General features: G+C 45.6%; 12 protein-coding genes. 1 reads left to right on the top strand and 11 read right to left on the bottom strand.

Annotated elements, in window-relative coordinates; genetic code table 11:
* Positions 1 to 2238: a glycoside hydrolase family 3 C-terminal domain-containing protein gene (locus tag HMPREF1536_RS09605; protein WP_028730163.1), complete on the top strand. Its 2238-nt coding sequence runs from the start codon at positions 1 to 3 to the stop codon at positions 2236 to 2238.
* 96 nt (positions 2239 to 2334) lie between these two features.
* On the opposite strand, the gene HMPREF1536_RS09600 is transcribed toward HMPREF1536_RS09605, so the two are convergent.
* From HMPREF1536_RS09600 to HMPREF1536_RS09550, 11 genes are all read right to left on the bottom strand, one after another.
* Positions 2335 to 4812 (bottom strand): outer membrane protein assembly factor BamB family protein, encoded by a 2478-nt coding sequence (locus tag HMPREF1536_RS09600; RefSeq protein WP_028730162.1) that lies wholly within the window; start codon positions 4810 to 4812, stop codon positions 2335 to 2337.
* Between the two features lie 18 nt (positions 4813 to 4830).
* Positions 4831 to 5790 carry a metallophosphoesterase family protein gene (locus HMPREF1536_RS09595; RefSeq protein WP_028730161.1) on the bottom strand — a complete coding sequence of 320 codons (960 nt, stop codon included), beginning with the start codon at positions 5788 to 5790 and terminating at the stop codon, positions 4831 to 4833.
* 4 nt (positions 5791 to 5794) lie between these two features.
* A complete protein-coding gene (locus HMPREF1536_RS09590) occupies positions 5795 to 6685 on the bottom strand; it encodes an endonuclease/exonuclease/phosphatase family protein (RefSeq protein WP_394364723.1) in 891 nt (296 codons plus the stop codon).
* Positions 6686 to 6897: 212 nt separating this feature from the next.
* Positions 6898 to 8685 (bottom strand): RagB/SusD family nutrient uptake outer membrane protein, encoded by a 1788-nt coding sequence (locus tag HMPREF1536_RS09585; RefSeq protein WP_044193574.1) that lies wholly within the window; start codon positions 8683 to 8685, stop codon positions 6898 to 6900.
* Positions 8686 to 8704: 19 nt separating this feature from the next.
* Positions 8705 to 12172, bottom strand: coding sequence for a TonB-dependent receptor (locus HMPREF1536_RS09580; protein WP_044193572.1), 3468 nt, complete (start codon positions 12170 to 12172; stop codon positions 8705 to 8707).
* A gap of 121 nt (positions 12173 to 12293) precedes the next feature.
* Complete coding sequence (locus tag HMPREF1536_RS09575) at positions 12294 to 13376, bottom strand: FecR family protein (RefSeq protein ID WP_028730157.1); 1083 nt, start codon at positions 13374 to 13376, stop codon at positions 12294 to 12296.
* 66 nt (positions 13377 to 13442) lie between these two features.
* On the bottom strand, positions 13443 to 13991 hold the full coding sequence (locus tag HMPREF1536_RS09570) for an RNA polymerase sigma factor (RefSeq protein WP_028730156.1): 549 nt from the start codon (positions 13989 to 13991) through the stop codon (positions 13443 to 13445).
* A gap of 480 nt (positions 13992 to 14471) precedes the next feature.
* Positions 14472 to 15362 carry a YitT family protein gene (locus HMPREF1536_RS09565; protein ID WP_028730155.1) on the bottom strand — a complete coding sequence of 297 codons (891 nt, stop codon included), beginning with the start codon at positions 15360 to 15362 and terminating at the stop codon, positions 14472 to 14474.
* 132 nt (positions 15363 to 15494) lie between these two features.
* A complete protein-coding gene (locus HMPREF1536_RS09560) occupies positions 15495 to 16601 on the bottom strand; it encodes a glycoside hydrolase family 43 protein (RefSeq protein WP_225608065.1) in 1107 nt (368 codons plus the stop codon).
* Between the two features lie 19 nt (positions 16602 to 16620).
* A complete protein-coding gene (locus HMPREF1536_RS09555) occupies positions 16621 to 17505 on the bottom strand; it encodes a hydroxypyruvate isomerase family protein (protein ID WP_028730153.1) in 885 nt (294 codons plus the stop codon).
* A gap of 51 nt (positions 17506 to 17556) precedes the next feature.
* Positions 17557 to 18747 (bottom strand): alpha/beta hydrolase family protein, encoded by a 1191-nt coding sequence (locus tag HMPREF1536_RS09550; protein WP_044193665.1) that lies wholly within the window; start codon positions 18745 to 18747, stop codon positions 17557 to 17559.
* Positions 18748 to 18892: the final 145 nt, after the last annotated feature.

Here is an 18892-nt window from a genome sequence, read left to right as displayed (position 1 = left end):
ATGAAACTGATCAAGTACATAGCCTGTTCCCTGCTATTGTTGCCCGCTTTTGCACAGGCGCAGCAGGAAGTCCCGGTTTACCTGGATAACAGCAAACCGATAGAAGAACGTGTGGAAGACGCCTTGTCGCGCCTGACACTCGAAGAGAAAGTAGCGCTGACACATGCGCAATCCAAGTTCTGTTCGCCGGGAGTGGCCCGTTTAGGCATTCCCGAGTTCTGGATGACCGACGGCCCTCACGGCATCCGCCCCGAAGTATTATGGGATGAATGGGAACAGGCCGGATGGACGAACGACTCTTGTGTTGCCTTCCCGGCACTAACCTGCCTGGCGGCAACCTGGAACCCTCAAATAGCTTTGCTGTACGGAAAGAATATCGGCGAAGAAGCCCGCTACCGCAACAAAACGGTATTGCTGGGCCCCGGTGTGAACATATATCGCTCACCACTGAACGGTCGTAACTTCGAATATATGGGCGAAGACCCTTACCTGGCCGGAAAGATGGTGGTTCCCTACATACAAGGCGTTCAGCAGAACGGTGTAGCCGCCTGTGTGAAACACTACGCACTGAATAACCAGGAAGTGAACCGCCACACGACCAACGTAATCGTAGACGACCGCGCCCTGTATGAAATCTACCTGCCGGCCTTCAAAGCCGCTGTCCAGGAAGGAAAGACCTGGGCTATCATGGGCTCGTATAACCTGTATAAAGACCAGCACGGCTGCCATAACCAGTATCTGCTGAATGACATCCTGAAAGGCGAATGGGGCTTCGACGGCGTTGTCGTTTCCGACTGGGGTGGCGTTCATAATACGCAGGAAGCAATCACCAACGGGCTCGACATGGAGTTCGGAAGCTGGACCAACGGATTATCCAACGGGGCAAGCAACGCCTACGATAATTATTACCTGGCAAACCCCTATCTCCAATTGATCCGGGAAGGTAAAGTCGGGACGAAAGAACTCGACGACAAGGTAAGGCGTATCCTTCGCCTGGCCTACCGCACCAATATGGATAGAAACCGTCCTTACGGGGCGCTCTGCTCGGAAGCCCATTTCGCCGCAGCCCGCCAAATCGGTGAAGAAGGTATTGTCTTGTTGCAGAACAACAATAATGTACTGCCTATCGACCTCAGCCGTGCAAAGAAAATAGCCGTTATCGGTGAAAATGCCATCAAGATGATGACCGTAGGCGGCGGCTCTTCTTCCCTGAAAGTGAAATACGAATTATCCCCGCTGGATGGTATCCGCAAGCGGGTGGGCGACCAAGCCGAGGTCGTTTATGCACGTGGTTATGTGGGTGATCCGAGCGGTGAATACAATGGGGTGAAGTCCGGGCAAGACCTGGAAGACAACCGTTCGCCGGAAGAACTGCTGGCCGAAGCCGTGGCTGTGGCCAGGGAAGCCGACTATGTGATCTTTATCGGTGGCCTGAACAAGAGCGCACACCAGGACTGCGAGGATGCAGACCGCAAGGAACTAGGCTTGTCTTACGGACAGGATCAGGTAATAGAAGCTCTGGCTCAAGCTAATAAGAACCTGATTATGGTTAATATCTCCGGTAATGCCATCTCCATGCCGTGGGTGAAAGAGGTTCCGGCCATCGTACAGGCCTGGTATCTAGGATCGGAAGCAGGCAGTGCCATTGCTTCGGTATTGGTAGGTGACGTAAATCCGTCCGGCAAGCTGCCGTTCACTTTCCCTGTCTCTTTGCAAGATGTAGGTGCGCATAAACTGGGCGAATATCCGGGTACTCCCAGAAACGACGGAAGCCATATAGTAGACCAGAAATACAACGAAGGTATCTTCGTCGGTTACCGCTGGGCCGACAAGCAGAAAGCCAAACCGCTCTTCAGCTTCGGCCACGGCCTGAGCTATACCACCTTCGAATACGGCAAGGTGACTGCCGACAAGAAAACGATCGCCCCGGGCGAACCGATCACCTTCACCCTGACCGTCAAGAACACAGGCAACCGCGAAGGAGCAGAAGTCGTGCAGCTTTATATCAGCGACAAGAAGTCGTCCTTGCCCCGCCCCGTAAAGGAACTGAAAGGTTTCCAAAAAGTCTACCTGCAACCGGGCGAAGAGAAACAAGTCTCCTTCACCATCGGCACCGATGCCCTGAGCTTCTTCGACGACGGCAAGCACGAATGGGTAGCCGAACCGGGACAGTTCGAGACACTGATCGGTGCATCAGCAACCGACATCCGCAGCAAAGTAGCATTTGAATTGAAATAACTACTCATCCTTTCCTTAAGGAAGTGAAGTAAAATTTATAAATGAAAAGGTATGCCCCATAAGAAGCATACCTTTTCACTTCAATCTGTTTTGCTATTATTCTCCGGCTACGAAGGTATACACATTCCCTCCGAAGTCGACCGCGATCAGCGCATTACCCGATACGGCCACCGAACCGAATACCGGGGCACCTGTGGCATGTTTCCATACCAACTGGCCGTCTTCCTTATTGATCCCGTAGATCGTACCGTCGGAAGCACCGACATAGACGGTCTTTCCGGCCAGTACCGGGCTGGTTTCGATAGTCGAAGCCGGTTTGCGGGAATAAGGGGAAGTATAGACAAGGGCATTCTCCGTCGCGAACTTCCATTTCAGTTCCAGCGTCTCATTATCCAAAGCGATCAGGCCGTCTTTCGCCGAACCGAAGATGATCTCCTTATCCGTCAGCAAAGGAGTAGAAGTGACATCCACACTGAACGGCAACTCCTTACGCACAATCACACGGCCATTCTCAGCATCCAGGATAAAGAATGACTTATCCGAGATGATATAAAGCAGACCTCCGTGGACGGCTGCCGAGGCACCGCGGTTACGCAAGCCGTTCGTGTTGGCTTCCCATTTCAGCTCGCCGGTTTTCAGGTCGTTGCCGTAGAGGGCACGCCATTGGGAAGAGCCGACCAGTATGTTGTTGGCGACAGAGAAGGTGGAAGTTGTACCTTCGCCTTGCCCCCATCCTTTGTTCCGCCAGATCTCGCGACCGTCTTTGGTGTCGATGGCACAAAGGCCTTTGCCTGTTCCGGCATAAACAACACCGTCGGCAGCCACCAGTCCTTCGATCAGGGCGGGCAGACCATTGATAGGCAACTGCTTCTCCCAGCTGAGCTTACCGCTTGCCGCATCGATGGCGTAGAGCCAGCCTTGTGCATCCTGTGCCAGCACACGGCCATTGTCTACTACGATCGTGTTCTTGATGGAGTTGCGCACGGGGTATTTCCAAACCAGTTCACCGGTTTTACCATCGAGGGCATATACATGGCCTTCACCCTGCAGGTTCTCGTCGACGGAAGCAATATAGACTTTGCCGTTATGAACGAGAGGAGAAGTCATATAGATATTGGCACCGACGTTTTTGATCCAGGCCAGCTGCAAAGGTTGGTTTAGCGCAGGCTGGGCGGTGGCGGCGTGCTGCGGGTTTCCGAGCAGGTTCTCCCAATTACCGGCCAGCTTTACTTCTGCCGGAGTGGCGTGGTAGGTGAAAGCGCTTTCCGTCTCTGCTACTTCGCCGTTGTTGAAGCGGGCTTTCAGTTTTAGGGTGACGACTTTACCTTCCTGCTTGGCGGTCAGAGGGACTTCCGTGTTCCAGCACCAGTCGGTAGCCTGTTGCAGCTTCTTGTTGGAGAAGATGGCTTTACCGTCTACCAGGCAGGTATAAGTCACTTCCTTTACCGGAGTGACCGACGAATATACATTCACCGCCAGCGGGACGGCGCCGGATGCCAGAACAGGTACCTGGCCTTCTACGGGAGAAGCGATCTGTATGTTCTTATCCAGATACGTATAGCGAAGTTCGGATACGAAGTCGCCTTTCTTGTCTACATGCAGCACACGGAAAGCGCTTGTCGAGTGGTCGATACCGCCTTTGTCGAGCGTAGCCGTGGAGATGGAATAGACATCGCCCTGCTTCTTCATATAATTGATATGCCAATGACCGTAGACCCAGGCTTTCAGGTTATGTTCATTCAGGTTGATCTGTTCCTGATCGTTGATACCGAAGATGAACTGGTCACCGTAAGTCAGCAGGTCGTGGTTGAAGACAACGATAGGTTTTCCCTGCGGAACCTGTGCCAGATCGTTCTTTAACCAGCGGTAGACATCTTCCTTGGTATAGCCCGGCTGATAGTCTCCTCCGGCCATCGGGGTGACGATATAATGGGTACTTCCGGCATCGAAAGAGTAATAGACCGGGCCGTAGATACTTTCAAAAAGCTCTTCACCGTATTTGCCTTTTACGAGGTCGTGGTTACCGATGCAATAGAACATCGGGCAATCCATATTGGCAGTGTTCATCAGTTTGATATGGGCTTTCAGGCCGTTATCATAACAAATATCACCGGTGTGAATAATGAAAGCAGCCTGTTCATTAGCGACATAGTCGCGGACGTTGTTCACCCAGTCACCGTGATTTTCGGTGTTGAAGATCTCAGTGTCGGCGATATGCACGTATTTATGGCTACCGTCTTTCTTGATGCCACCGTTGTAGGATTGCAGGCCGAAGTCATAAGATACCTGGTCGCCATTGATTCGGTGGTAATGCTTGTTGTCTGTCTTATATCCGGAAGGGGTCGTGATAAAGATAAAACGTTCACGGTCGTGACCGGGAAGGGAGAAAGTACCGTCGGATGCCGTCTTTACGACATTCAGGCCGTCGGAGACGGCTACACCTGCCATCGGTTTTTCGCCTTTATCAAAGACGCCGTTGTTGTTCTTGTCTACAAATACACGTCCTGTATAAGCGGCACTGGCAGAGAATGCCACACAGCTCAACAAGGCGATGTTCAGAAATGTCTTTTTCATGTTTCTCAATGTTTATATTTAGAATGTGAGTTGTAAGTCTTCAATCCAGGGCACCAGCGGTTGCGAACGGTCGGTAATACCCAGTTCTTCGGGGCCGGGGGCGATGAATTCGCTTTTTACGCCTTTCAACTGCATGCCGTCGCCAGTCAGTGTAACGATCCCGTAGAGGGCATCCTTATAAGGTAAGGTGTATTTCAGAGCAGGCCGCTTCTGATTGATCTCGTCGCTGAAACGTTCCGGGCAGGCGTACTTCTCTCCCACCCACTGGTTAGAGGCGCTGTTGATCTGGATATAAGCAATGCCGTTAATCTCTTTCATATAATTGGTATGATCATGGCCACTGAAGGCCACTGCTACTTTCTTATAACCGGCACGCAGGTTCTCGTCCTCAAAGATCTTGCGTATCTCTTCGCGGTTCTGTGAGGAGCATTCAAAGCTCTGGTGGGAGAAGATGATGCATCGTTTATCGGTAGCCTGAAGATCTTTCTTCAGCCATTCGACCTGTTCGGGGTCGACGTAAGAAACTTTCTCGCCGTAACCGAAGTAGTTACCGTTCTCGTATGGGATATACTTTTCCCCATCATATATATTATTAGGGTCGAGGATGACGAAATGGAAGTCTCCTTTATCAAAGGAATAATAGCGGTTGTTCATACCGATAAACTGCATGACTTCCTCTTTCGAGCAGTTATCCATATCATGGTTACCCAGCAGCATGTATTTCTCGCCGGCGTAATCCTGCCAGCGTTTCAGGAAAGGTTTGTTCTCTTCCTTGGGCATACAGAAGTCGCCCAGCTCGATAATGAAGTCGACCTGGTTATCGTTGGCTGCACGCAGGAAAGTACTCAGGCGTTCTTCCGCATCATGTGCTATATCCTGATGAAGGTCGGAGACGACGGCGAACGTAACGGGTTTCATTTCTTTCTGGCAGGCGGCAAAGCCCAGACAGACAAGAAGGGATAAGAATAAGTGTTTCATCTGATTATTTCTTGATTTTAAAGGTTGTCAGTACAAATCCGTGATCGGAAGCATAGAAGAAGTCTTCTCCCTTGAAGGAAAACGTTTCACCGAGGATATTATCATAGCATTCAGACTCGGTAGCCTGTATGGTCTTGCCCTGATAATAGATGAAGTCAATGCGATCCTGGCGGTTGACGGTTTCCAGCGAGTCGGCATCAGTCAGCCAGGTAGTGCCGATATTCTTCACCGGGTCGGGGTTGATCTCACGGAAGCTGTCTTTAAAGTTAGCGGCTGCGATCTCCTTGGAGACAGTCCAGTTGACAACGGCACCACCGTGGTTATACATATCTTTGGTCGCTTCCGTCCAGTCAAGATGCGAATGGCTGTTGAAGTCGCCGCCCATGATAAGAGGAATACTGTCGGTTTCTGCGATCATCGGTTTCAGGACGGAAAGGATCTTACGGATCTCTTCGTCGCGAGTGCCGGCATCATCCCAGGCCAGTATCTCTTCTTCCGTTTTGTCTGTCGGAACAAGACGCATATCGGGTAGGTAATGTATCCAGGTATCGAACAGGCGGACAGGTGTACCGTCCATATCGATCTCCACCCCGCCGAAGTTGAATGTCCCGATCTGATCGGGGAATGCATATTTCTTTACGATCGGATAGCGGCTGTAGATGCAGAGGTTATCCGATATCAGGTGATAGTTATAGCCCAGCGAATCGGCAACCATAGGGGCGGATCCGTAAGTTTCGACCATCAGGATGACATCGGCCTGACTTTTCTTCAGCACGCCGATAATCCCGTCACAGGCTTTCTGCCCATAGGTTTTAGAATGTCCGCCATGCCAGATATTCCAGGAGAGGACGGTGAGGTGCTGCTCTTTTTGTTGTTCTGAACAAGAGGTGAACATGCCCAGAAGGAGTATTACCAATGTAACACTGGTAAGAATTTGTGTTTTCATGTATATAACTTATCGATATTAATATAATTCAATCACAAAGATAGAAAGATAAAAACGAATCAAAAATATATCTCAAAAGTCTGTATCTGTTAATGCAAAAGATACAGCTTTTGAGATATAAGAATTATCAGCTCTTACTGAGAGTAAGAAGCAATAAAACATCACTTCCAGTATTGGTTCTGAACCAAGTTCGGATTATAAGTCAAGTCTTCAGTTGCAATCGGAGTATAGTAATATTTAGGATCAACAAAGGTCCATCGACCAACTTGTGAAATCATGCGAACATATCCCTTATCACCATTGGTAAGCGAATACGTATTACCATCCAATATTTCAACCTGCAAATTATATTTATCCTTATCCTCCTGGGGAATAGCATCTGCATCTGCCTTTGTAGCTACGATAGCATAATCCGGTTGTCCATCACCAGTCACATCCAAATAGCCAGGTTCCAAATAAACACCTTCCGGAACGTTGGCAAGCAATTTACCACAGCCCCAACGTCTCAAATCACCATAACGAAAACCTTCACAAGCCAACTCAATACGACGTTCACGGCGTATCTCATAAACCGCCCCTTTTTGTGAGGAAGAAACATTCGAATAACGGTTAGCTTGAACCGGATCTATATTACTCAACCAATCAGTCAATGAAGCACGTGGCATTCCTACACGATCACGTAGCAAATTGATCGTCCGATCTATATCATCCTGCGTTAACTCTCCCAGTTCAGCCTTTGCTTCGGCATACATCAACAATACTTCGGCATAACGAATCAAAGGAAGGTCTGTATAGGAGTTATTCCAAGTTATTTGATCAGCTGTACGAGGGGAGAATTTCACTTGCGGATAACCACCCATAGTTAACTTCGGACGATATGCATCTACTTTATCTGCCCGAACAAAACCCGGTGTCATAAAAGTCTGTCGCATACGAGGATCTCGATTTTCGAACACCTCTGTATATTTTTTAGTTGCATACCCCGATATATCCTGGAATCGTTTCGTTTTTCCATCTTCTACCACCAGATAATCTTCCATTAAATCACGTGACATACTGGAATTGAAGTCGAATAATGATCCTCCGGCATTATGAGTACGTCCCAATGCTTTATCATAATCCTCATAGATAATCATTTCCTTATTGTTACTCAAATCCTGACTACAGAACAAGGCTTCATAAGCATCTATCTCACCAGATTTGGCTGTTGACAATTCATACATGCCTGAATCCATAATCTTTTGGCAAGCTTCTACCACCACCTGCAAGAAACGCTCTGAGTCATTCAGGTTCAATTCCGGATGATATTTGCGCCAGCAGCCTTCATCCAGGGCAATACGAGCCTGCATGGCCAAAGCACCATTCTTAAACCAACGAGTCCGGCTGGTTCCGTTTGTCATATTATTAACAGCAAACTCCAAATCTGCCATAATAGAATCTACGACCAATGAGCGGGGATCTTGTGTCTTATAGAGCAAGTCCTTATCCGTTGTCTGCAAGTCACGGCTGTACCAAGGCACATCTGAAAAAGACAAAACCTTGTCATAATACAGTTTCGCACGGAACATACGAGCCAATCCGATATAATGATTAATTTCAGCAGGATCACCTTGTGCCTTGTCGGCTCTGGCCAACATAAAATTGACATCCCGAATATCTTCCCAATCCCAGGTGCTCCGGTTATCCGGGTTCACCTCTCCGCGCATCATACTGTAAATATCCTTACTTTCCGTATAAATCATATTATCGGAAGGAGCATCCGTATAACCCGAAGTAATCTTCTCATACAAACCGTTTGTATAGGCTTCCAAGTCACTAGTATTGTTGAAAAAACCGTCTTCCGTGATTGAAGTTTCCAGATGTTTTTCCAGAAAAGAGTCGTTACATCCGCTTAAACCTAAAAGACCGATGCACCCGAACATCCATATTTTTATATTATTCTTGATCATAACTTATGTCTTGCTAAAATTAGAATGTAACATTTAAACCGAAAGAATAGGAGCGCTGCAACGGATAAATCTGTCCGCCCAAACATTCCGGATCCATCTTATAGTATTTGTAAAGACCAGTGATTTCACACAGGTTATCGCCGGAGAAGAAAATACGAAGGCGACTGATATTAACCTTTTCCACCCATTTTTGCGGAAGCGTATAACCGACCGTCAGGTTCTTCAGACGAGCATAAGCTGCATTCTGCAAGTAACGTGTCTGCGGAATAGCCAGCCCCCTATCGGCAACATACGCTTGGTAAGACTTAACACGCGGGAAGAATCCATTCGTATTTTCGGTTGTCCAATGGTCGTTGTAGTTACCATACGTAAGATTTGTCCACGGATCATAATACATACCCCAGAAATATGGGTCGCGAGTCGGATAATAATCCTTTTTCATAATACCCTGTATAAATATACTGAAATCGAATCCGTTCCAATCGCCATTAGCAGTGAAACCGAAAGCATAACGAGCCTGATCATTACCTATGACCGTATAGTCACCATGGTCGGCCAATGTGTTAGCGCCTTTATTAATCTTGCCATCGCCGTTTAAATCTTTATATTTAACGTCACCAGGAGCCATAGGAGGTGTACCGGGATACGGATCAACCTCTGTATGGTCGGCACTATTATTGATATCTTCCTGAGAAGTAAAGAAACCATCATTCACCAACCCCCAGATTTCACCCCATTCTTTTCCTACATAATGTTCGCCATCACTTAAACTACCTGTCGTATTTGCATACTTCGTAATCCAAGAACGGCTGTCACCAATATTAAAGCTCACACCATAATTAAATGGTTTGCCTGCCAGCTTGAATTGGTCACGCCAATTGATTGTCAAATCCCAACCGGTAGTTTTCAGGTCAGCAGCATTTTCCAACGGAACAGCCGTACCCAATACTGACGGTAGCTTCGCACCAGTTCTCAACATGTCTTTCGTACGACGAATATACCCATCAACTGTTGCCGTCAAACGATTATTGAAGAAGTTGACATCCATACCCCAGTCAGCAGTCGTCACCGTTTCCCAAGTTAAGTCGCCGGCAACCAATCCCGGAGAAGAAACATAGACAGGTTGTTTGCCATCCAATATGACTTTCGACTTATCGGAACTCATCGTTGCCAAATAAGGATAATAATTGTCTTTCAGATATTGATTACCCAAACTACCATAAGAAAAACGTAATTTCAGGAAGTTAACCACATCTCTAAGAGGCTCAAAGAAACCTTCCTGTGAAATGACCCATGCAGCAGATCCGGACGGGTTGAACACAAAGCGGGAATCTGTCGGGAAACGTGAGGTTCCATCATAACGGGCATTCACCGCCAAGATATAACGATTATCATACGTATAATTCAAACGCCCAAAAACACTTCGGAAAGACAACTCTCTAATACGTTGAGTAACAGTCATGTCACCCGTAGCCAGATTCGGTGTAGGCAGTCCGTCAGTAATCAGCTCTTTGCGCTGAGCATACTCATAAGATTCACTCCAGCTTTCCTGGTTGTAACCCGCCATCGCCGTGAAATCGTGCTTGTCATTAAACAACTTATGGAAAGTTGCATACGCATCGAAAGTAACCGTTGACGCTTCCGTATTATCAAAGAAAGCGGAAGAAACCGAGTTCTGATACAGAATAGGAGTTTCCGGACCTTTCCGGTAAGGAACAGACAATTGCGCACCGTCCTTATTATTCCGGTTAGCGACATAGGCAAACGAACCGTTAACAAAAAGAACATCTTTAATAATGTCCAGCTTAGTCGTAAACTGCGTTGTCAAGGTTGTTTTGTTTTCTTTCTTACGTCCACCTTCCGCAAAACGTCCCATGATAGCGGCGCCGTCTTCAGTATAAGAACCATCCGGATTCTTTATAGGCACCAATGCATTACGACGGTTCACAGCCCAATAATAATCATCTCCCAAAAAGTAAGGAGCATCATAATCAGAAATTACCAAACTAGTATTATTGCCCAACGTCCACCAATCAGTCAGTTTGAAGTCCAGTTTGGAACGAAGATTGTATCGGTTGAACTTATCTGTTCCTTGCGAAACCATACCATCCTGGAAGTTATAACCGGCAGAGAAATAGTAGTTCAGCCGGTCGGTCTTTCCAGAGACATCGACAGTGTGGTTCGTTGAGAATGCCAGGTTTTTATAGGCTTCACCAAACCAATCGGTCTGACCGAAATAAGCATAAGTTCCATCCGGCTTCAAGAAATAAGGAGATACGCTCGGATCAGACGAAACACGTTTCGCATATTCTAACTCTTCCTGATTATGATTAACACCCCAGGGATAGTAGAAATCATTACGTGCCGTTGCCACTGTATAAGGGTCAGTAATCACCTCTGCCATACTACTCAACTTACGCATGGCAAAATTGTTACTATAATTAACGGTCAGTTTTTCCTGTCCTGCCGTCTTCGTTGTCACCAAAATTACACCGAATGCTGCACGTGAACCATAGATAGCAGCCGAAGCAGCGTCCTTCAGAACGGAGATGCTTCCAATATCGGAAGGATTCATACGGTTTAATTCTTCCGAGGTAGAAACTACTCCATCGATAACGATCAACGGATCACCGCCGTTAATAGAGGTTGTACCACGTATGTTAAATGTTGGAGAATCCGTAGCCTGACCACTACCGATCGAAACTGTCATGTTAGCAACCGATCCCTGCAGAGCTTGTCCGACTGTCAAAACCGGACGGTTTTCCAATACTTTTGTTGAAACAGTTGCCACCGCTCCGGATAAATCCACTTTCTTCTGTGTACCGTAACCGATAACAACCACTTCATCCAGCGATTCGCTATCTTCGCTCAGGGTGATATTCAGCGCACTTTTCCCTTTCAACGCAATATCTTGTGTCCTGTAACCTATATAAGAAATACTGATCGTTGCATCGGGATTCACTTCCGATAAAGAGAAATTACCATCTATATCCGTTATACCACCGATAGTTGTACCTTTCACCAAGACATTCACACCGATCAGTGGCTCGCCTGTCCCATCTTTGACATTTCCTGTTACAGTAATTTTCTTTTCCTGTTGAGGAGCCGCCACAGGCATTTGCTTTACTTTCGTTTCATTTCTACGGATGATAATCTGACGGTCATTAATAATATACTCAATATCCGTTCCGGCAAACATATTATCCAAAATGGTTTCAACAGGTTTGCTGTTAACGTCCACACTCACCCTCCTGTTCAAATTAATATTTGAACCATGGTACACAAAAATAAATTCACTGTTCTTTTCAATGTAATTAAATACATCTTTTACAGTCCGGTTGTTCATGCGGACAGTCAATGTGGTTTGCTCCGCATAGACTGATGCTGCACAGATAGCAGATCCTCCATAACTTACCAGACATAAGGCTAGACATGCACTTTTAAGAAAATGAGCCGGTTTTCGGCTGAATTCTTCATTCTTTTTCATACATTTGTAATGTTTTTTCTTTGATACATAAATTAATAGATTAAACAAAAACTATTGAACCGGGTGATATGGCCGTATCATTCGGTTCGTTTTTTTACTCGACGTCTTTTACATAGGCATTCTATTTTGATATTATTATGTTATTGTTCGCATCAGTTTTGTATTGCAGGAACAAAGACTGACAAAGGATATTGATCACATCTTCAATGTTCTCACGCAAGTCCAGTTTTCCGGAAAGAGGAATATTTCCTATTTCTTCATTATACCAGATACCACGTCCATAATAGCGCGAAAGACGGTCGAGAGTCTCTCCAGCTTTCCGACCGTTCAGTAACATCATATTATCTTTCCAACAAATATATTCAAATACATCTACTTCGCTTATATTCGAACCCTTCTCATCGATTTCAATCCGCTGGCTGGGAGAAAGCTGTGATTTTTTATTCCTACCCATCCGAACCTCCACACTTCCGTTCACCAGAACCACAGAGGCTGAAGTATCCTCTTTATATGCACATACATTGAATTCAGTCCCAAGCACTTTCACGTCAAATCCATTCGTCTTGACTATAAAAGGACGTGAAGGATCTTTCTCAACCTCCAGATAAACTTCACCTTCCACCAATATTTCCCTTTTATCTTTTTTGAATACAGCCGGATAAATAACCCGCGTACCGGCATTTACATGCATTCTGGTACCATCTGAAAATGTAACATTAGCCCTTCTCCCCTTCGGCACAATGATTTGGTTTACTTCATCTTTCTTCTCTTCTCTTTCGACAGCCGCTTCCTTCTTGATAACATGCTCTTCCACATTCGATTTACCTTGGGCATCATATCGGATAGAAGATTCGTCTTTCAATTGCATTTTATCTTCATTTTCTATCAGGACGATCTCATCACCGGACAAGGAAGAAGCTGGCGTTTCCAACAAAGCCAATGACATGAATGAGTCATTCTCTGTCTCCATCCAATAGTAAATTCCAATCGAGAGAAGAACCGCAATAGAAGCAGCAATGGAAAGGATACGACGGATATAAAAGCCGGATGCGGAACGGGGCTTTTCCAAATGTGCCTCTATTTCCTGCCATGAGTTCAACGCCTCACGCAACTCCTTTTTCTCCGCCACACGCACCTTTTTAAGCAAGTCCTGGCCAGCCTGTTCAAATGATTGTTTATCTGATATATTTTGTTTTTTATCCACGAGTAACCCCTTTTTGCCTTTATTACGGGGAAATTTTCATTTGGTACTCACTTTCCGGAATAAAAATCAATTATTTTTCAAATATAATCTTCTCAGCTTAGACAAAGACCTGAATAATAGGTTTTTACTGGATTGATAATTTATTTCCATAATCTCTGCAATCTCTTCATGCTTCAGTTCATTTACATAATAAAGATAGATGATCTCCTGCTGATGAGGGGACAATTCGGAAAAAACCTTCATCAAATGTTTAGCGCGATGATCTGTATCCGAATCATCGAAAGAAAGTAAAGGGAGTAATTCGTCAGTTATAAACGTTTCTTCATAAAGGGATATATCATCGGTGGTTCTTTCCTTTTCCAATGTATCATATAATTTGTTACGCAGGGCTTTTAACAGATATCCTCTTACATTCGGAGTCGAAGAAAGAGACTGATAATTCTGAATCAGTTTAATGAAAATATCCTGTATGCAATCTTTCACCAAATCCTGGTCTGAGACTAATTTAGAACCATAATTATATAACAGAGAATAAAAGCGGCAGTAGATTTCCTTAAAAGCCTCTTTATTCCCCGTCAAGCATGATTCCCATAACTTTTCATCGGATATTTGCATATAAACAACTACTTATAATTATTGTAATAGCGCCTCAACGGCAATTGGGTGCGCAAAAATAGAGACACTGTATTACACTCACATTACATCAAAATTAAGTAAGCATTAGTATTAAGATTATATAATTTGAAAATTTCCCAATAGTATTATTCATCAAAACATATCTATCTCTTTTAAATTAAACGGTTGGAGAAATAGTTCTGTTAGAACAAACACACCAACAACTGCAAATATAACTCATTTTTATTATAATAGGTTAAATTGGGAAGAAGAATGAATGTCCTAAATTGTCATCAAAATTCCCCATTTATTTTTTTAGAGTGGGGAGTTTTCCCCATATAAGCGGGGATTCATACCCATTATAGTGGGGCATTATCCCCATTGTAGTGGGGAAAACTATGTACAAAAGCTTTTCAACAAACTATTCAGGCACGGAATTTGTGAGATCCGTGCCTGAATAAAAGTTATTATAGAGAGTCATTATTTCACTTTAATATGGTCGAACCCTTCCCCGTACACACCGATGACAGAACTCTGTGAGACGAATGCTTCCGGGTCTATATCCTTGATCAAGCGGAAGATAGTGGTCGATTCGCGCTTTTTGGCCAGAACGAACATCATCTTAATCCCCAGGCCGGTGTACAGTCCGGTTCCGTCAATCACCGTCACCCCACGGTGCAGATCTTTATTGATACGGCGTCCAATCTCTTCATATTGCTTGGAAATGATGAAGAACTGTACAGACTGACGCGCACTGTTCACCACCTGGTCGAGCACAAAGCTGGAAATATAAAGGGTGGCAAAACCATAAACAACCTTCTCCCAATCGTGCAGTACGAAATAACTGGAAGAAATAATAATCATATCCGTCATCAGGATCACGCGTCCCAATGTAATATCACGGTACTTATTGATGATTGCGGCAATAATATCCGTACCTCCCGAACTGCCGTTGGCAGAAAAAGCGATACCGATACCACTTCCACAAAAAGAAGCACCGATCACGCAAGCCATGAACGGCTGATCACCAAGTAAGTGCAAACCGGATGTCGCACTCTGGATAATAGGCAGGATAAAAGTCATGACCAATACGGCAAAAATAGTTTTCACACTGAACTTCCATCCAAGAACAACCAGAGAAGCGATCAGTAGGCCACCGTTAATCGCAAAATAGGTATACTGTACATTCAGGCCGGTTGCCCAATATACAATAGAAGCAATACCCGGCACCCCTCCGGTAGTAATGTCATTGGGCAACAGAAAGACAGTCCACCCGATGGCATAGGAAAGCATTCCCAGAGCGATCATCAGATAATCATGCATTTCCCTCCACATTAATTGTCGTGAAGTAACTGATAAAGAAGGTTTCATTTCAAATGTTTATTATGTATTAAAGATCTATTGCCACAAAACAAATTTTGCAGCCCCGCGAAAGCGAAGCTGCAAAATTAATCAAGATTAAATCAATTTATTGATATGGCCCTGATGAATTTATAAAAAAAATCAGTAGCTCCATTTATCCAGCCATTCTATGACAGGCTGGTCACCTTCAAAGCGGATGGGAAGCCAGATATAACGGCCATCGATCGCATTCTCGGGAGTCCAGCGGTCGCCCATATAGATGAACTGTCCCGGTTTGCCCGGAGCAGGTAATACATACGTACTCTGCGAATGGAAAGAAAGGTCGGCATCCGATCCGACAAACGGATTTTCAAGTTCTTCCCAAGGCCCCCAGATAGAAGAAGCTACAGCCGAACGACCGGCATTCGGTGCCCAACCTGTACAACCGGACATGATCAGATAATATTTACCGTCACGTTTGAACATGGCCGGCGCCTCCATAAAACGTCCGGGGAAGAAGCGGGAATAAGTACCGGAATAGTTTGTATAATCATCTGTCAGTTGAGAGATATGCAATGTACTATTCTCCTCGGAAGAGTAGATATGATACGCTTTACCATCGTCGTCTACGAAAAGATTCATATCGCGCGCCATCTGGCCGCCTTCCATATCCCGTCCCAAGAGGTTCAGGCTATCGGGATGTGCAGGCAGACTACCGCCTGTAAAACCTTCACGATCAGTCAAAGGCACCTTAGTCTTATGTACATCCTGCACATTCTGCGGCCAGTAACCGGCATTCGGACGAACGGCACGGAGAAATTTATAAGGGCCTGCCGCCTGGTCGCTGACAGCGATACCGCTAAGCGCACCGGAATAACCAGCTCCTTTAGGTTCCAGATGGAACCACATCACATAGTTATTATTCTTTTTGTTATAGATCACCTTAGGACGTTCCAGGATACAACCTTCCGCAATACTATGCGTAGGATCGTCTTTCACAACGGATAAAGCGACGCCTTCATCTTTCCAGTTATATAAATCTTTGGAAGAATAGCAATGGACACCCACCAACGCATTATTCCCGGCAGTTCCTTCTGTCTTATGTTCACCAAGCCAGTAATAAGTATCTCCGACATGCAAGATACCGCCACCGTGAGCGTTAATATGCACGCCGTTATTGTCCGGCCACAATTCACCCGGAGTAAACGATCCTTCGGGTTTACATCCTGCGAACACGAGAGCGAAGAACAGGATGCAAAGCTGTATCATTCTTATCTTACTCATCTTATCAGACATCACAGATACGGATACATTTTTCAAGGGAAGCGATCTTATCCGGCTGGCGGGGAACAAACTCCTGCCCTACAAATCCTTTATAGCCGGTCTCTACTATCGCTTTCATGATAGCCGGATAATACAATTCCTGTGTTTCATCGATCTCCGCCCGACCAGGGTTACCTCCGGTATGAATATGGGAGAAATATTGGTGATACTTCTGGATATTTTCGATGATATTCCCTTCCATGATCTGCATGTGGTAGATATCATACAATAATTTGAAGTTGGGTGAACCTACACGGCGGCATAATTCAACACCCCAGACCGTATGATCGCACTGATAATCTTTATGCCCTACGCTGTTCAGTAATTCCATAGTAAGGACCACATTATGTTTTTCAGCCAGCGGCATCAGGCGTTTCAAGCCCTTTTCGCAATTTTCCCAACCTTGCAGGTCTGTCAGTCCGTTTCGTTTACCGGAGAAGCAGATCAGATTGGTCAGTCCGGCTTCGGCAACCAACGGGATCACCTGTTCATAGCTGGCAACTAACTCGTCATGCAGCTTCGGATCATTAAATCCTCTGTCGATACCCAGGCCGGCACCCTGTGCCATCGCCACGGTAAGGCCGTGCTTCTGAACGATTGGCCAGTCCTTCGGATCGAGCAATTCGATGGATTCGATACCAATCTTCTTACATATTTCGCAAAACTCTTCCAACTCATAATCGCCAAAGCACCATTTACTTACGGAATGGCGGATATTCCCTTTCAGGGGTTGGGGAGCTTCCGCTTTTTTCTTTTTTGCCGGATTTGCAGCCTCCAGGCCGGATACAGCTATCGCTGCTCCTCCAACTAATGCGGTCTTAATTGCAGTTCTTCTTGAAATGTTTTCCATGCTATTAGAATTGATAATTAATTAGATGCTACAAATATAAGTAAAATAAATCTACTTCAATAACTCATCCAGCCAGGGCAATACCCATTCTTCTTTAAAATAATGATTCTTCGGATCTACATTCGCCAGATTAAAGTAAGTATCCCGATCCACTCCTTCCGGAACCTGCTCCAGTTGTTTCCGGTCTTTCGGATCGGCAAACTTTTTATAATGATAGAAGGTAAAGTTATCCGGTTTACCTGACAACCGATACGCTTTCTTTATGAGGTTGAAATCACGATCCAATCCGCCTTCGGTACAGATCACCGGGCGGGGAGCCAAAGCGGCAACCAGATCGGGAAAGTCGAATTGCTTCAGAAAACCGGGGATCAGGTGTTCGATCGAGTTGGGGAAAGGACGAACTCCCTTCGAATCCGGCTGGGTCATTACGAGTATCCGTTCGAGCGTACGGCACATAAAATCATTATAAACAAAGGCATAGATAGAAGGATCCAAAGCTCCCAGAACCATTAACGGCTCGGTTCCCAAAGAGAAACCGCTGACAACAATCCGTTCTTTATCCACATAGTTTTGTGTTTTCATCCAGTTAAGGATATTCCAGTCCTGCCAGGCGGTAAGGCCGAGATAACTCCATCCCATCTCCAGCAAGATACGCGAAGTGTTGAGATAGTCGAAATGCCCGTTGTCCGAAAGTTCGGCACATGACGGATTATCCACAGCGACCGCAACAAAACCCTTCTTTACGTAATGTAAAGCCATCGCATTCTTTTTTACCGGTTCCACGGGTGATGAAGTCAGTTCATAATCGCCCTCCGTCTCACCTGCCAGCCCTTCTTTGCTACCACCAAATCCAGGTATACAAAGCATAGCAGGAACTTTATGTCCGGAACCGACACCATCCGGTATCAATACCAGATAGGGAACAACGCTACCGGGTAACGGATAAGACTCCCATTTCTCGATCCGGTAACCATCCCGCTTTACTGTCCTGACACAAACAGGGGCGGGTGAATCCGCGATCTCCGGGAAATGCATCAGCTCTTGCATTGCAGAACGTAAGCCGGCCTGCCATTCTTTAAATTCTGTTTCAGTAAAATCCGGATTGAAAGCATACGCCGGTTTCATCTCTTTCAACATATACTGGACAGTTCCTCTCGAGCTTAAGAAGCGGCCATCTTTGCGGTTTGTCGTTATCCTGGAAGGATCGTCCGGATTAGAAGTTCTCTGACCGGTTTGTCCCATTACCGGAAGAACCAGCAACAAGCCAAACAGAAGATTAATTATTCTGCACATACTATTTTTAATTTAAGATTAGACAAGTTCCAACGCCTATACAGCTATCATCGGTTCCATATATCTATGCGGTATCCTATAGGTAAAAGAAAAG

Source organism: Parabacteroides gordonii MS-1 = DSM 23371 (assembly GCF_000969825.1).
In the GTDB taxonomy this organism is placed as follows: Bacteria; Bacteroidota; Bacteroidia; order Bacteroidales; family Tannerellaceae; genus Parabacteroides; species Parabacteroides gordonii.
This window is presented reverse-complemented; position numbering and strand designations above follow the sequence as displayed.

Excerpts from the sequence above, each read along its gene's own strand:
- HMPREF1536_RS09605 (WP_028730163.1), top strand. The coding sequence starts at position 1 with ATGAAACTGATCAAGTACATAGCCTGTTCCCTGCTATTGTTGCCCGCT.
- HMPREF1536_RS09555 (WP_028730153.1), bottom strand. The coding sequence starts at position 17,505 with ATGGAAAACATTTCAAGAAGAACTGCAATTAAGACCGCATTAGTTGGA.
- HMPREF1536_RS09585 (WP_044193574.1), bottom strand. The coding sequence starts at position 8,685 with ATGATCAAGAATAATATAAAAATATGGATGTTCGGGTGCATCGGTCTT.
- HMPREF1536_RS09580 (WP_044193572.1), bottom strand. The coding sequence starts at position 12,172 with ATGAAAAAGAATGAAGAATTCAGCCGAAAACCGGCTCATTTTCTTAAA.
- HMPREF1536_RS09600 (WP_028730162.1), bottom strand. The coding sequence starts at position 4,812 with ATGAAAAAGACATTTCTGAACATCGCCTTGTTGAGCTGTGTGGCATTC.
- HMPREF1536_RS09590 (WP_394364723.1), bottom strand. The coding sequence starts at position 6,685 with ATGTTCACCTCTTGTTCAGAACAACAAAAAGAGCAGCACCTCACCGTC.
- HMPREF1536_RS09565 (WP_028730155.1), bottom strand. The coding sequence starts at position 15,362 with ATGAAACCTTCTTTATCAGTTACTTCACGACAATTAATGTGGAGGGAA.
- HMPREF1536_RS09570 (WP_028730156.1), bottom strand. The coding sequence starts at position 13,991 with ATGCAAATATCCGATGAAAAGTTATGGGAATCATGCTTGACGGGGAAT.
- HMPREF1536_RS09550 (WP_044193665.1), bottom strand. The coding sequence starts at position 18,747 with ATGGGACAAACCGGTCAGAGAACTTCTAATCCGGACGATCCTTCCAGG.
- HMPREF1536_RS09560 (WP_225608065.1), bottom strand. The coding sequence starts at position 16,601 with ATGATACAGCTTTGCATCCTGTTCTTCGCTCTCGTGTTCGCAGGATGT.
- HMPREF1536_RS09595 (WP_028730161.1), bottom strand. The coding sequence starts at position 5,790 with ATGAAACACTTATTCTTATCCCTTCTTGTCTGTCTGGGCTTTGCCGCC.